Below are 15,560 nucleotides of genomic sequence, written 5' to 3' on the forward strand. Positions count from 1 at the left end.
CGGTGTGCTCGTCATCGTCCTCGACATGGCGCGTGGTGAGCGAACGCCAGAGCAGCACCGGGATGATCAGCGAGAAGACAATCACTTCCTTGAAGGAACTGGCGTAAAAGGACGAATACGATTCGAGCAGGCCGACCAAAATGGCACCCAGCGCAGCCAGTGGGTAAGAAACCAGACCACCGATGATGGCGCCCACGAAACCTTTCAGGCCGATCAGAAAGCCGGAATCATAGTAAATGGTGGTGATCGGCGCGATCAGGATGCCGGAAAACGCCCCAATGGCCGCAGCCAGCGTGAAGCACAGCTTGCCGGCCAGCACCGGCGGAATGCCCATCAGCCGGGCACCGGTGCGGTTCATCGCGGTGGCGCGCAGCGCTTTGCCGTAGATGGTGCGCTCAAAGAAGAAATACAGGCCGATGATAAGTAGCGCCGAGGCCACGACCACGAGGATGGTCTGGCCTTGCAGCGGCGCACCGCCCAGCTCGAAGCTGAGGTCGGTAAAGGTTGGCGTGCGCCAGCCTTCGGCGCCGAAAAAGAGCAGGCCCAGGCCGATCAGTGCCAAATGCACGGCGACCGCCACGATCAGCAAAACCAGCACCGGCGCACTGGCCAGCGGCTGAAAGGCGACGCGGTAGATCATGGGCCCGAGCGGCACGACGAGCAGCAGGGAGATCACCACCTGCAGCCAAAGCGGCAAATTAGCTGGCGGCACGGCAAACAGCCCGGCGGCAGCGAGCAGCGGCAGGCCGATGTTGAAAATAACCAGCGGCGGCAATTTGGAAAATCGTTTTTCGCGCAGTAATTTGATGCCATCGAGCAAGGCAATGGTCGTGCCCAGACCGACCAGCAGCCAGAGGGTGCCCGGCACCTTGCCCGCCTGCAGGCTGGCCAGTGTCAGCGCACCATAGGCGACGAACTCGCCCTGCGGAATGAAGATGACGCGGGTGACCGCAAAAACCAGCACCAGAGCCAGCGCCAGCAAGGCGTAGATTGCCCCGTTGGTGATGCCGTCCTGGCCGAGCAGAAGAAGAATTTGAAAGTCCATGGCTTACCAATGGCTGCGGCCCGGGCGTCGGCTAAAACACGCCGCCGGACTAGGGAGTGCGGCTGGCGTCGGTGTGACGCCAGCGCAAGAGACGGCTAGATTACTTGACCAGTTTCCAGGTGTTGTTCTCGATGGTGGCCATGACGCGGGCGCGCTGGTCGAAACCCTGATGGTCGTTGGGCGTCATGTTGAAGATGCCGTGAGCGCCCGGCAGGTTCGTCGAGCCCTCCAGGGCGTCGCGCAGGGCGCGGCGGAATTCAACCGTACCGGGCTTGGCTTTTTTCAGGGCCAATGGAAGGGCGTTGCCGAGCAGCACACCGGCATCCCAGGCGTGGCCACCGAAGGAGCTGACGCTGCCCTTGCCATAGGCGGCTTCATATTTGGTCACGTACTCCAGCGCTGATTTCTTGACCGGATTGTCATTGGGCAACTGATTGGCGATGACCATGGGGCCGAGCGGCAGGAAGGCGCCCTCGACATCCTTGCCACCAACGCGCAGGAAGTCATTGTTGGCCACGCCGTGGGTTTGGTAAATCAAGCCCTTGTAGCCCTTTTCCCGGAGCGCCTTTTGTGGCAACGCGGCCGGTGTGCCAGCACCTGCGACCAGCACGGCATCGGGCTTGGCAGCCATGATCTTGAGAATCTGACCAGTCACTGAGGTGTCGTTGCGCTGGTAGCGTTCACTGCCGACGAGCTTGAGCTTGCGGGCTTCGGCAATCTTGGCGAATTCCTTGTACCAACCTTCGCCGTACGCATCGGCGAAGCCGATGAAGGCGACCGTTTGCAGCTTCTTGTCCGTCATGTGCCCAACGATGGCGGTTGCCATGTGGGCATCATTCTGGGCCGACTTGAAGATCCAGTGCCGCTTGGCGTCCATCGGCTCGACGACGATGGCCGAGCCCGCCATGGAAATCATCGGTGTTTCGTTGTCGACCGCGACGTCCATCATGGCCAGCGAGTTCGGCGTCGTGCTCGAACCGATGACGACATCAACCTTGTTTTCGCTGATCAGTTTCTTGATGTTCTTGGTGGCGGCCGTTGGGTCGGTGGCATCGTCAAGGATGATGTAGTTCACCTTTTGGCCGCCGATGCTGGTGGGCAGCAAGGCGATCGTGTTTTTTTCCGGGATGCCGAGCGAAGCAGCCGGGCCGGTGGCTGAAACAGAAACGCCGACATTGATGTCGGCGTAAGCGGCGCTAGCGAATGTAGCGAGGAGGGCCAGAGACAGTTTTTTGAGCATTTTTATATCCGGAAAAAGTGGAACAAAGCCAAGAAAGTCTAGCACGCAGCCACCGCGAAACAAGTCGTTGGGTGGCTGGTGCCTCGTCGAGTGATGCGCCTTAAATCAGCTTGGAGAACTTGGCGGTCGATTGCGCCAGATGCTTGTCGAACACCATGCCCACGGCGCGCACAAACATGCGTCCCTTGGCCGTGACGGAGATGCTGTTCGCATCGACCACAATCAACTCGGCCTCTTCGTACTGCTTGAGCTGCAACAACTCGTCGGCAAAGTAGCTGACGAAGTCGATGTGGTGCGCGGCGTTGATGGCGGCAAACGTGACCGGCCCGCTGCACATCAGTTCCATGATGACTTGGCGGCGAAGCACGTCGTCGTCGGTCAATGAAAAACCTTTTTCAACCGGCAGCTGATTGGCATCGAGGTGTTCGTAATAGGCCTTCACTGTGCGCACTGACTGGCTGTAGGAATGCCCCACCTTGCCGATGGCAGACACGCCAAAACCAATCAGGTCGCAATCGGCGCGGGTGGTGTAACCCTGGAAGTTGCGGTGCAGGGTTTTATCCAGACGGGCCTTGTTCAGCTCGTCATCCGGCTTGGAGAAATGGTCGAGGCCAATGTAGATGTAACCGGCGTCCAGCAAGCGGCGCACCGACATCAAAAAGATCTGCAAACGCTCTTCAGCCGATGGCAAATCGGCTTCCACAATCAGACGTTGCGCTTTGAAGCGGCTCGGCAAGTGGGCGTAGTTGTAGAGCGCAATGCGCTCGGGGGCGAGTTCAATCACCAAATCCAGCGTGCGGTTAAAGCTGGCTTGCGACTGTTTGGGCAGGCCATAAATCAGGTCGGCATTGATCGACTCGAAGCCCGATTTGCGACTTGCAGTGACCGCTTTTTCGACCATCTCGTAGGGCTGCACGCGGTTCACCGCTTGCTGCACGGCCACATCGAAATCCTGCACGCCAAAGCTGGTGCGGTTAAAGCCCAACTCCGCCAGCATCGCCATGGTGTCGTCGTTGACGGTGCGGGGGTCGATCTCAATGCTCATTTCTGCGTCTGGCAGAAACTCGAAATGGCTGCGCAACATGGTCATCAATTCGCGCAGTTCATCGGGCGTCAAAAAGGTCGGGGTGCCGCCGCCAAAATGCAACTGGGACGCGCGCCGGTCGGGGCCGAGGTGAGCCGCCACCAGCGCCATTTCTTTGGCCAGATAACTCAGGTACTCGGTGGTGCGGCTGTGGTCCTTGGTGACAATTTTGTTGCAGCCACAAAAGTAGCAGAGCGACTCGCAAAACGGCACATGGATGTAAATCGACAGGGGCGGGTTGTCGCGTCCCGGCGTGGCGCGCTGCTCCAGGTACGTGAAGTAAGTGGCCTCAGTAAATTCAGCGTTAAAACGGTCTGCCGTTGGGTACGAGGTGTAACGGGGGCCGAGTTTGTCAAAGCGGCGGATCAGTGCTTCAGAGAATTCAATATCGGGCAAAGTGTTCATTTAAAGACCTGTCAGTGTGTTTCTGGACTCAACCCCAAGGGAGTGCGCCGCTTAAGCTCTGTATTATCCGACTTTCGAACGCTATTATTTATATAGCTGCTCACGCATATTCAACGGGGGCTAGAGCACTATTTAATCAGTATTAACTTAAGCGCCTTGCCCATGCGCCTTCAGCAAACAATCCTGAAACGCCCGGGTCACCCGCGATGGCTGCGGTGACCGGCGCAGGATGCTGAAAAAACTGCAACTGTAGCGAAACAACTCAGGCTTGACGGCGCGCATCTGGCCACTGCGCACAAAACCTTCGGCGTAGTGGTCCGGCAGGAATCCCAGAAATTTGCCCGACAGAATCAGCGTTGCGATGGATTCCTGGTCATAGCCCGTGGCTTGGCGCGTGAGGCGCACCTGCTGCGTGATTTCCATGTTCGGCGAGTGGTAGCCCAAGCCGGCAAAAGGGTAGCTGCGCATCTCGTCCCACCCCATCTCAGTGGGTTCGTTCTTGAACAAGGCGTGTTGCGCGCCGCAGTACAAAAACATGGTCTCGGTGAACAACTCCTCATAGACCAAAGAGTCCGAACTGCGGTGGCCCGGAATCACGCCGACCTGAAACTGCCCGTCGATCACACCGCGCTCAATCGCGTTCAGCGGCGCCACGTACAGGTGAAGGTTGACTTCAGGGGCCAGCTCTGAAAACAAGGCAATCGCCTGCCCCAGATGCGCTTGCGGGTTGCTGGCGGTCTTGTCAAACACCGCGATGTTGAGCTGCCCGCCCATGCGCCGGTGAATCTCGTCCACGCTGGCGCGAAAGGCGTCGGTGCCGGCCAGCAGGCGCAGGGTCTCCGAATAAATTTGCTCACCCTCGGTGGTCAGCGAAAACCCAGCCCGACCCCGACGACACAAAGTGAGCCCCAACCGCGTTTCCAGGTCTTTGATATGGCGGCTCACGGTGGACGTGCCAATGTTGAGCTCCAACTCGGCCGCCGCCATGCCGCCGCAATCGACCACGCTTTTGAACACCCGCAACAGGCGAATGTCCATGTCGCTCAACTGCCCCAGCGAGGAACGGCTTTTTAGTTTCATAGATTGCTAACTGAATAGTGATACATAGTCATTTATAAGAGTAACAGAGCCCATCAGAATCGTCGACTTATTTCCTGAATTGGAGACACCATGAAAATGAACGACACCCAACACCTGACGCAGCCCCGCACCGATGCCGCCTGGCTCGATGCGCACTGGATGCCTTACACCGGCAACCGCAATTTCAAGGCGCATCCGCGCATGATGGTGAGCGCCAAAGGCTGCTACTACACCGACCAGCACGGCAAGCAGATTTTTGATGGTCTCTCGGGCTTGTGGTGCAGCGGCCTGGGCCACGGGCGCGAAGAAATCACCGCAGCGGTCACCAAGCAGATGGCGACGCTGGACTACTCACCGGCGTTTCAGTACGGCCACGCGCTCTCGTTCGAATTGGCCAACAAGCTCAAAGAACTCACCCCCGCCGGGCTGGATTACGTGTTCTTCACCGGCTCCGGCTCCGAGTCGGCCGACACCTCGCTCAAAATGGCCCGGGCTTACTGGCGCATCAAGGGCCAGGCCAGCAAAACCATCATGATCGGGCGCGAAAAGGGCTACCACGGCGTCAACTTTGGCGGCATTTCGGTCGGCGGCATTGGCGCCAACCGCAAGATGTTTGGTCAGGGTATTGCCGCCGACCACCTGCCGCACACCCAGTTGCCCAGCAACGCCTTTTCACGCGGCATGCCTGACAAAGGCATGGAGTTGGCCGACGACCTGTTGCGCCTGATCACGCTGCACGACGCCAGCAATATTGCGGCGGTCATCGTCGAGCCGTTCTCTGGTTCGGCGGGCGTGGTTATTCCGCCCAAAGGCTACCTGCAACGCCTGCGCGAGATTTGCACCGCCAACAATATTTTGCTGATTTTTGACGAAGTCATTACCGGCTTTGGCCGCTGCGGTGCCTGGACCGGGGCCGAATCGTTTGGCGTCACGCCCGACATCATGAACGTGGCCAAGCAGATCACCAACGGCTCGCAGCCGCTGGGCGCGGTGCTGGCCAAAAAAGACATCTACGACACTTTCATGGCGCAGGGTGGGCCGGATTACATGCTGGAATTCATCCACGGCTACACCTACTCGGCTCACCCGGTGACCTGTGCGGTCGGACTGGCCACACTGGACTTGCTGGAAAAAGAAAACATGATCGAGCAGGTCAAGGCGGTGGCGCCGTATTTCGAGAATGCGGTGCACAACCTCAAAGGCGTCAAACACATCACCGACATTCGCAACTATGGTCTGGCCGCCGGTTTCACGATCGACGCGGTGCCGGGCGAGCCCGCGCGACGCCCCTTTGAGATCGCCATGGCCATGCTCGACAAGGGGTTTTATGTGCGCTACGGCGGTGACACCATCCAGTTGGCCCCACCATTCATCACCACGCCAGCGCAGATCGACAGCCTGATCAACGCGCTGGGCGAGACCATCAACCAAACCGCCTGACTCCACTTTTATAACAAATAGAGCTGTAGCCCCCGCATCATCTGCGCAAGCAGCTACTTATTTAATAGTAACAATATCCTGAAGGTTACCGAATGAACACGCCCACACTGATCCAGCACCTGATTGATGGTCAAACCACTTCCGGCGGCACGCGCACCCAGCCGGTTTACAACCCGGCCACGGGCCAGGTCATTGCCACACTGCAACTGGCCGACAAACTCACGGTCGAGCAAGCGATTGCGTCGGCCCACGCCGCCTACCCGGCCTGGCGTGCCACGCCGCCGCTGAAGCGGGCGCGGGTCATGAGCAAGCTCAAGGTTTTGCTGGAAGAAAATGCCGACCAGATTTGCGCTTTGGTCACCGCCGAGCACGGCAAGGTGCTGAGTGACGCCATGGGCGAACTGCAGCGCGGCATTGAAAACGTCGAGTACGCCAGTTACGCGCCCGAGTTGCTCAAAGGCGAGCACAGCAAAAACGTCGGTACCGGTGTCGACTCGTGGAGCGAGTTTCAGGCGCTGGGCGTCACCGCCGGCATCACGCCGTTCAACTTCCCCGTCATGGTGCCGCTGTGGATGTGGCCGATGGCGATTGCCTGCGGCAACACCTTTGTGCTCAAACCGTCCGAGCGCGACCCTAGCAGCGCGATGCTGGTGGCGCAACTGGCGCTGCAAGCGGGCTTGCCACCGGGCGTGCTGAACGTGGTCAACGGCGACAAAGAAGCGGTCGACACCCTGCTGGCTGACAAGCGCGTGACGGCCATCAGCTTCGTCGGCTCGACGCCGATTGCTGAATACATTTACGCCACCGGTTGTGCCAACGGCAAACGCGTGCAAGCCTTGGGCGGGGCCAAAAACCACGCTGTGGTGATGCCTGATGCGGATGTGGCCAATGCGGTCAGCGCCTTGATGGGCGCGGCCTATGGTTCGTGCGGCGAGCGCTGCATGGCGATTCCGCTGGTGGTTGCCGTGGGAGACGCCACCGCCGACGCCGTGGTGGCGGGCCTGAAGGTCGAGATCGCCAAAATGAAAGTCGGCCCCGGCACAGATGCCGCCAACGACATGGGACCGCTGGTCACCAAAATGCATTTTGAGAAAGTGCTGGGTTATGTGAATCAGGGCGTGGCCGAGGGCGCCACGCTGGTCGTCGATGGCCGCAATATCAAGGTGCCCGGCCATGCCGAAGGTTACTTCTTAGGCCCTTGCCTGTTTGACCACGTCAAGCCCGGCATGACGATTTACCAGGAAGAGATTTTTGGCCCGGTGCTGGGCGTGATGCGCGTGAACACCATGCAAGAAGCCATGGACCTGATCGACGCCCACGAGTACGGCAACGGCACCTGCATCTTCACCCGAGATGGCGAAGCCGCCCGCTACTTCACCGACAACATTCTGGTCGGCATGGTCGGCGTCAATGTGCCGCTGCCAGTGCCGGTGGCCTACCACTCGTTTGGCGGCTGGAAGCGCTCGCTGTTTGGCGACCTGTGCGCCTACGGCCCGGACGCCGTGCGCTTCTACACCAAGCGCAAAACCATCACCCAACGCTGGCCGTCGGCTGGCGTGCGCGAAGGCGCGACGTTCAGCTTTCCTAGTGCGCGGTAGAGGGTGTGCGGGACTCAGGACGGCGCGGCACTCAGCGCCGTTCGTGTCCCCCGGCCTTTGGCCTCCGCCTTGACCTCACTGCGCTGAATACCACGCCGTCCTGAGTCGGCCAACATCGCTCACAGACGATGACACCGGGGTGGAGGGTGCAGCGAATTAAAGGGCCAGGCTCAAATTAATCCATGCCAGCTTCAGGCAAACGGATTAACGATACGCACACCCGCCATGGTTTCACCAACATTCATGTCTTCGCTGAGCAAAACGCTGCACCCCGCAAGCTGGGCGCTGGCCATGATGAGTGCATCGTAAAAAGCGACACTGCGTGTTTGATGCAAGTCCAGCCCGGCACGAATGACAGCGGGGGTGACCTGGACCACTTCAAACTGTTCATACAAGTCAAGCTGGGCACGAATGTGTTGGGGCGGCAGCTTCAACTTTTTAAGCGCAACATTGCAATACTCCTGAAGCACTTGTGTTGACAAAACACCATCCATACCCTCGTACAGCTGTTTTAGAAGCGCCAGTGCAGCATGCTGCTTGGCAGGTGCATCGCCAGCCTCTGCATAAATCAGGACATTGGTATCAATAAAGCTTCTGGTGGCCATCAGATCAACGCTCGTTGGCTTCGTCACGGTCAAAACGCCAACCCTCCAACCGTGCTTGCGACTGCAGGCAGCGCTGCTCAAACTGCTCCCACTGCTGGCCGCGCCGGGCACTGCCGGCCAATTGCTCCAGGTAGTCACGCACCACCTGATTAAGACTCTTGCCCAGCTTTTGCGCAGCCTCACGCGCGCGGGCCGCAACTTGCTCGTCAACCGAAAGTGTGATGTTCATGAAACGCTCCTGTAAATTTTTAGCACGTATTATGTGTACGCACGATAAGTTTACTCCCGCACAAGAAACCTCGTTGACTTCATTTAATTTCATACGCGCTTAAATTGGCCCGTTCACTCAATCGTCCGCATGCAGCCCAGTTCGTTTCCCCCTCAGGGCAGCTTCACAGCCTGGATGTCCGCCTTGGCCCCCAGCCCGAGGGTCTTCACGAACGACACGTGGTGGCCCCGGGTGGTGATGTTGTCGTCGTGCACGGCAAAGCCGACGTTGTAAACACCACCCGCTTTGAGCGTCTTGTCGTCTGCGTTGGTCAGCCCCAGCGGACGCACCATCACCACCGTCCACATGCCGTCACGCCATGAAGCGATGGCGTTGTTGTCGGCAGCCGAGCCCTTGGCGTCCTCACGGCTCATGATGTAGTCGGGCACCATGTCGCCCTCTTTCCAGCCAGCGTTCGGGTCAAACGGCACAGCATTGCTTTCGCGCACCAGGTAGAGCTCGCCTTTGCGGGCTTGGCTGTCGGCGGTGATCGACTTGAAGCCCATCTTCTTTTCATCCCACATGAACTTGGGCGCATGGGTTTTGGCATCGGCGTTGCCACCGAACACATCGGTACCGGCATCGCCCAGGCGCCACTCCAGCACATAGCCGTCATCGGCCATGCCGACCGCGTTGCTGCGGTGGGCGCGCCACTGGATCAGGTCGACAAACTTGCCATCGGCCTTGAGCTTGGCTATTTCTTCCACAGACTTGCCGGTCTTCCAGTCAGACGGATCGGTGCGGGTGTCGGGCAGGTACTTGCGGACATCGCTCTTTTTGATGGCCTGCAGCAGCGGGTTGGCGGCCACCTCTTCTTTGGTGAACTGCTTGGGCATGTCGCGCTGGCCGTCGTGACAACTCTGCCAGCAACCCTGCTTGGCGAAACCGGCCACCTTGCCATCGTCAATCATGATCGACATGCGGTCTTCGTAAATGCCGGGTTGCGTGCCGTCCTGCACCACTTTGTCCAGCTTGGGGAAGCCCCAGACCTTCCACTCCTTGCCGTCAAAACGCAGGTACTGGTGCTCGGTGCCGGGGTACGGGTTTTGGGTTTTCCACTGGAAACGAAGGTAGGCATTTTTGGCGTCGTAGGCGGCTTGCACGCTCAGGTCGACATAGCCCACTTTGCCTTTGACGGGCACGGGCTCCAGGCGGTTGGCCTTGACGAGTTTGTTGCCCAGGTCTTTTTCGGCGTCTTTTTCGTCGTGGCATGACACGCAGGAATCACCGCGAATCACCTCTTTGCTGGCGCCCTTGTGCGCATCGCTGCGTAGCCACTCGTAGGTCGATTGCCCGGGGTAGAACAACTGAACCGGGGTCACTTTTATTTTGCCCCAGTCGATCTTGGCCGGGTCGGCGGCGTGGGCGGTGCCCAGGCTCACCACGGCGAGTCCGAGACTCAGGGCAATTACAGTCTTTTTCATCAGGATCTCCAGTTAAAAAACAGGCTCAATGGCAGTAAAGCCATTCATCAGGTGAAGCAGTGTGAAGCTGCTGGATTGAGTTAACTTGACCATCGTCAATACTGCGAACAGTCTCCGACCCGAGCGCGGGACCCTACCTCGCAAGCCTGAATTCAACCGGAATATAAATTTGCTATATATTTAATAGCTGCTTGCGCAGGTAGCACGGGGGCTAGAGGCTTGTTTGACCTGTATTCCTGCCCCTGCTTCATGGTTTGACGCGCTGCAATAAAAACCCATACACCTCTGGACAAAGTGCAAAATGGCCGCCACCCCAGGCCGAGGTTAACCATTTCGCCCCGGGCCAACGGTCTCGCTGGGCGAGTCATCTACAAGACACTGGTGCGACCCGCAGCGCCAGGTCTTTAACCACAAAGAATTCCATGATCCCGAATTTCTTTCCATGGCGCTCGCTCAAAACCAGGGTGCTTGCGCTAACCCTTGGCATTTTCCTGCTCAGCCTCTGGTCGCTTTCGTTCTATGCCAGCAACATCTTGCGTGACGACATGCAACGCGTGTCAGGCGCACAGCAGTTTTCGTTAGCGTCATTCATTGCCAAGGACGTGAATGACGCGTTGAACCTCCGAATGAAAGCGCTGGAAATTTTGGCCAGCGAAATTGACGCTCACTTGCTCGATCAGCCAGCGTCTTTGCAAAAAAATGTTGCAAATCGTCCACTCACTCAGCTGTATTTCAACGCGGGTATCTTCATCACCCGGCTAGACGGTCTCGCCGTTGCCGAGTTTCCTGTGATGGGTCGGGTTGGGCTCAACTACATGGACAAAGACCACATCATGGCTGCGCTCAGAGACGGCAAAGCAACGATCGGCAAACCGGTGGTTGGCAAGCGGGTCAAGGCGGCAAGCTTTGCCATGACCGTGCCCATTCGTGATGCGCAGGGCAAGGTGATCGGGGCCATTGCGGGGGCCACTGATCTGTCCAAGGTGAATTTTTTAGACAGCTTCGCAGAAGGCAAATATGGCGAATCCGGTGGTTTACTTCTGATTGATTCACAGCATCGACTCATTATTACCGCCACCGATAAGAGCCGCATCATGGAGAAAACCCCTGCTCCAGGCCTCATGCCGTTCTTGGACCGCCTGCTGGACGGGCACGAAGGCACCGCCATTTTTACCAACAGCCAAGGCCGGGAAGTCTTGAATTCCGGCACAAATATTCACTTGAACGGTTGGCGCGTGATTGTCTCGATGCCGACCCAAGAAGCCTTTGCCCCTGTTCAAAAGATGCAAACGCACATGCTGTTCGTCACGCTACTCGCCACCTTGCTGTCGGGGGTGCTGACCTGGTGGGTGCTCAAGCGCCAACTGGCGCCAATGCAGCAGGCTGCCAAAACCATCGCCCTGCTGTCGCACACCGACCAGCCCTTGCAGCCCTTGCCGATTCAGACCCATGACGAAATTGGCGAGCTGATTCTGGGCTTTAACCGACAGCTGGCCATTGCGAATCTGAGGGAAACCGCCCTGCAGATGAGTGAGCAGCGTTTTCGCAATCTGATCGACCACAACAACGCGGTCATTCTCCAGGTCGAACCCGTCACTGGTCAGATTCTGGATGCCAACGACTCAGCGAGCGTTTTTTATGGCTGGAACAAGGCCCAGTTATGTGCCATGAACATCAAGGACATCAACACCCTGGGGCCGAGTGAGATTAAAGTTCAGATGGCGGCTGCCACTAGCGGCAAGCGCAACTACTTCATCTTCAGCCACCGCCTTGCCAATGGCGAATCCAGGGCGGTCGAGGTGCATAGCACGTCCATTACCTCAGGCCCCAAAACTGTTCTGGTGTCGATCATTCACGACATCACACAACGCCAATTGGCTGATCAGCGCATTGTCCATCTCATGCATGAACAGCAGGCTATTCTGAACAGCCGCATCATCGGCATCGTCAAAATCAAAGACCGCAAATTCACCTGGTGCAATGCGGCTTTTGAAGAAATGATGGGCTATGTCCCCGGCGAGTTGGTGGGCCAATCCACCCGCATCCTGTACCCCAGCGATCAGGCCTTTGACGCGCTTTCCCAAGTCGCCTACCCGGTCTTGCAACGGGGCGAAATCTACCGCACTGAAATAGAGTACCTGCGCAAAGACAGGTCGCTGGTCTGGTTTGAACTCAGCGGTGGTTTGCTTGCTCAGGGTGTCGAGGGCTCGATCTGGGCTTGCATCGACATCTCCGATCGGAAGCGATTGAAAGCCAGACTGTTGTCTGCCAAGGCCGATGCCGAGGCGGCCAACCATGCCAAGTCGCGCTTTCTGGCCGCGGCCAGCCACGACCTGCGCCAGCCACTGGCCGCCATGTCGCTGTACGTGGGCATCCTCAAACGCCAGGCCGCCCCCGCGAACTCCGACTTGGTGGCGCGAATTGAAGATTGCAGCAACAGCCTCTCGGAGTTGCTCACCGACTTACTCGACGTCAGCAAGTTTGACGCTGGCGTGGTCACCCCCAAGTTGTCGGAATTCGCCATCGACGACTTGCTGGGCGCGCTCTTTACCGTGCACCAGGTGGCGGCGCAAGAAAAAGAACTGCATTTGCGCTGGCGTCACGCCGGACTGACAGTGCGCTGCGACCAACAGTTGTTGAGCCGCATCCTGGGCAACCTCATTTCGAACGCAATTCGGTTCACCCACCAGGGTGGCGTTTTGATCGCGTGCCGACGCCATCAGGGTCGGTGGTGGGTAGAGGTGTGGGACACCGGCATCGGCATTGCCGCCGATCAGACCGGTCTCATTTTTGAAGAATTCCGCCAACTCGGGGACGACGCCCGCAACCGGGGCAGCGGTCTGGGGCTGGCCATCGCGGCCAAGGCCGCCGCGCTGCTGGGGCTGGAAATTCGACTCCGCTCTCGCCCGGGTCGGGGTTCCATGTTTGCCGTGGCCTTGCCGCTGGCCGTCGTGAGCACGCCCACCATCGCCCCATCAGCACAGCCACTCTTCAAGCCTGTGCGCATCGCGCTGGTGGAAGACCATCCAGATGTTTTACGGGCCTTGCAACTCGCCCTTGAAAGCGCGGGCCATACGGTGGTGGCCGCCACCAACAGTCAGTCGCTGATGAACTTGCTGGGCTCCCTCGCGCCCGATATCGTCATCTCGGATTTCCGGCTTGGCGACGGCCTGACCGGTTTCGGCGTCATCGCGCAAGCCCGAGTCAACTTCGGTGAGGCGCTGCCTGCCTTGCTCATCACGGGTGACACCGATCCGGACGTGATCCGCCGCATGAGCGAGCAGGGCATCACCGTGCTTTTCAAGCCGATGCAGATCGATGCCTTACTGACAGCGATTGGGGCCGCGACCGCTGCCTGACTTTGTTATTAGCCACAAGAATGACTCTTCGATTAGTCTGATGTTGGTAGCCACGCACGGCGACTTGAAACACACTTCGCCTCTTACTACAAAACCGGAGACTTCATCATGCGCATCGGACTACCCAAAGAAATCAAGAACCACGAATACCGCGTCGGCCTGACCCCCGCCAGCGTGCGTGAACTCACGCTGCATGGCCACGAGGTACTGGTGCAAAACGGTGCCGGTGAAGGCATCGGCATGACCGACGATCTCTATGCCGCCGCCGGCGCGAAACTGGTGGCGCTGGCCAGCGACGTGTTCGCGCAGGCTGACATGATCGTCAAGGTCAAGGAGCCTCAACCGCAAGAGTGCGCCATGCTGCGCCCGGGCCAGATTTTGTACACCTACCTGCACCTCGCACCCGACCCGGAACAAGCTGCGGCGCTGGTTAAATCCGGCGCGGTTTGCATTGCCTACGAAACCATCACCGGCCCCGGTGGCGGCTTGCCACTGCTGGCCCCGATGAGCGAAGTGGCGGGCCGCATGGCGGTGCAAGCGGGTGCCGCGCACCTTGAAAAATCCAAGGGCGGTATGGGCGTTTTGCTGGGCGGCGTGCCCGGTGTGCCTGCTGCGCATGTGGTGATTTTGGGGGCCGGTGTGGTTGGCACGCACGCGCTGCAAATGGCGGTGGGTCTGGGTGCCCGCGTGACGGTGCTCGACAAGAGCGTGGACCGCCTGCGCCAGCTTGACCTGGTGTTTGGCAACCGCATCAGCACCGTGTACTCCACCGCGCAGAGCGTCGAAGACGCCGTGCTGGATGCCGAACTGGTGATTGGCGGGGTGCTGATCCCCGGTGCCGCCGCACCCAAGCTGGTGACTCGCAGCATGATCTCCCGCATGAAAAAAGGCGCTGTGGTGGTGGACGTGGCGATTGACCAAGGCGGTTGCTTCGAGACCTCGCACGCCACCACGCACGCTGAACCCACGTTCATGGTGGACGGCGTGGTGCATTACTGCGTGGCCAACATGCCCGGCGCCGTGGCGCGAACCTCGACTTTTGCGCTCAACAACGCCACCATCGGCCACGCCGTGGCACTGGCTGACAAGGGCTGGAAACAGGCCCTGCGCGATAACCCGCACCTGAAGAACGGCTTGAATGTGGCCAACGGACAAGTCACCTACGAAGCCGTCGCGCTGGCGCTGGGCTACCCGTATGTGACGGCGGACAGCTTGCTGGGTTGAGCCAGCTGACGGAGTTCTTCCTCGTCAAAACCCGCCAGACGGCGGGCTTCCAGATTAAAGGGCGGCAGCAACTTGGGTGCGTCGTATTGCTTGACCAGATCGGTATAGGTGGTGATCGGGTCCAGTTGCCGCTGGGTACACAGCCAGCGGTACCAATGGTTGCCAGCGGCCACATGGCCAATTTCATCGTTCAGGATGGTGGTCAGAATGGCGCCTGCCTTGTGGTCGCCCACGCTGATCAGCTTGTTTCTGACCGCCGGTGAGGCATCCAGACCACGCGCCTCCAGCGTGCGCGGCACCAACGCCACACGCGCCAGCACATCGCCCTGGGTCTTCTCGGCCATGTCCCACAAGGTGTTGTGCGCGTCGAAGTCGCCATAGTCAAACCCGAGGCTCACCATGTGGTCGCGCAGCAGGGTGAAGTGCAGCGCCTCCTCTTGGGCGATGCGCAGCCAGTCGCGGTAAAAGGGGTCCGGCATACCGGCAAAGCGCCAAACAATGTCGAGCGCCAAATCGATGGCGTTGAACTCGATGTGCGCCAACGCGTGCAGCAGCGCCGCACGGCCTTCGAGCGTGAGCAGCGATATTTTTCGGATCGCCTTCGCGTGCACCAGCGTCGGCTTGGCCGGGCGACCCGGTATGCCCGGCGGCGGCGCTAGAAGAGCGTCCGCGTCGATGGGCAGGTCAAGGCTCAAGGCGAGTGTGGCTTGTGCTTTGGCCACCGCGTCTTGCATGAGCAGCGGGCCGAGGACGGCAGTGCGCAGGGTTTGCATGGTGGGGTGTAGCGG

General features: G+C 59.2%; 11 protein-coding genes and 1 pseudogene. 4 read left to right on the top strand and 8 right to left on the bottom strand.

Annotated elements, in window-relative coordinates; translation table 11 throughout:
• Window positions 1-67 precede the first annotated feature (67 nt).
• The 4 genes and pseudogenes from WCG50_RS00115 to WCG50_RS00130 form a co-directional block, all read right to left on the bottom strand.
• Window positions 68-1,045, bottom strand: a pseudogene (locus WCG50_RS00115) (branched-chain amino acid ABC transporter permease); the annotation flags it as partial.
• A gap of 100 nt (window positions 1,046-1,145) precedes the next feature.
• The gene (locus tag WCG50_RS00120; RefSeq protein ID WP_336897569.1) at window positions 1,146-2,291 is read right to left on the bottom strand and encodes an ABC transporter substrate-binding protein; all 1,146 of its coding nucleotides are present in this window, start codon (window positions 2,289-2,291) and stop codon (window positions 1,146-1,148) included.
• Window positions 2,292-2,385: 94 nt separating this feature from the next.
• Window positions 2,386-3,774, bottom strand: a complete 1,389-nt coding sequence (hemN, locus tag WCG50_RS00125) for an oxygen-independent coproporphyrinogen III oxidase (RefSeq protein ID WP_336897518.1) — start codon at window positions 3,772-3,774, stop codon at window positions 2,386-2,388.
• Between the two features lie 147 nt (window positions 3,775-3,921).
• Window positions 3,922-4,854 carry a LysR family transcriptional regulator gene (locus tag WCG50_RS00130; protein ID WP_336897519.1) on the bottom strand — a complete coding sequence of 311 codons (933 nt, stop codon included), beginning with the start codon at window positions 4,852-4,854 and terminating at the stop codon, window positions 3,922-3,924.
• A gap of 90 nt (window positions 4,855-4,944) precedes the next feature.
• On the opposite strand from WCG50_RS00130, the gene WCG50_RS00135 reads away from it, so the two are divergent.
• Entirely contained in the window at window positions 4,945-6,294 is a 1,350-nt protein-coding gene (locus WCG50_RS00135; RefSeq protein WP_336897520.1) for an aspartate aminotransferase family protein, read from the top strand.
• 92 nt (window positions 6,295-6,386) lie between these two features.
• Entirely contained in the window at window positions 6,387-7,892 is a 1,506-nt protein-coding gene (locus tag WCG50_RS00140; RefSeq protein WP_336897521.1) for a CoA-acylating methylmalonate-semialdehyde dehydrogenase, read from the top strand.
• 191 nt (window positions 7,893-8,083) lie between these two features.
• Here WCG50_RS00140 and WCG50_RS00145 read toward each other — a convergent pair whose 3' ends face one another.
• The 3 genes from WCG50_RS00145 to WCG50_RS00155 form a co-directional block, all read right to left on the bottom strand.
• Window positions 8,084-8,524, bottom strand: a complete 441-nt coding sequence (locus tag WCG50_RS00145; RefSeq protein WP_336897522.1) for a PIN domain-containing protein — start codon at window positions 8,522-8,524, stop codon at window positions 8,084-8,086.
• Window positions 8,502-8,726: a DUF6364 family protein gene (locus WCG50_RS00150; protein WP_336897523.1), complete on the bottom strand. Its 225-nt coding sequence runs from the start codon at window positions 8,724-8,726 to the stop codon at window positions 8,502-8,504. The genes WCG50_RS00145 and WCG50_RS00150 overlap by 23 nt, the downstream gene beginning before the upstream one ends.
• A gap of 152 nt (window positions 8,727-8,878) precedes the next feature.
• Window positions 8,879-10,189, bottom strand: a complete 1,311-nt coding sequence (locus WCG50_RS00155) for an ethylbenzene dehydrogenase-related protein (protein ID WP_336897524.1) — start codon at window positions 10,187-10,189, stop codon at window positions 8,879-8,881.
• Between the two features lie 422 nt (window positions 10,190-10,611).
• Here WCG50_RS00155 and WCG50_RS00160 point away from each other — a divergent pair, with 422 nt between their 5' ends.
• Window positions 10,612-13,548 (top strand): PAS domain S-box protein, encoded by a 2,937-nt coding sequence (locus tag WCG50_RS00160; RefSeq protein ID WP_336897525.1) that lies wholly within the window; start codon window positions 10,612-10,614, stop codon window positions 13,546-13,548.
• Between the two features lie 108 nt (window positions 13,549-13,656).
• A complete protein-coding gene (gene ald / locus WCG50_RS00165) occupies window positions 13,657-14,772 on the top strand; it encodes an alanine dehydrogenase (protein ID WP_336897526.1) in 1,116 nt (371 codons plus the stop codon).
• Here ald and WCG50_RS00170 read toward each other — a convergent pair.
• Entirely contained in the window at window positions 14,736-15,545 is an 810-nt protein-coding gene (locus WCG50_RS00170) for a ferritin-like domain-containing protein (RefSeq protein WP_336897527.1), read from the bottom strand. The genes ald and WCG50_RS00170 overlap by 37 nt on opposite strands.
• Window positions 15,546-15,560 lie beyond the last annotated feature (15 nt).

This window comes from Rhodoferax sp. (assembly GCF_037143375.1).
Taxonomy (GTDB): Bacteria; Pseudomonadota; Gammaproteobacteria; order Burkholderiales; family Burkholderiaceae_C; genus Rhodoferax.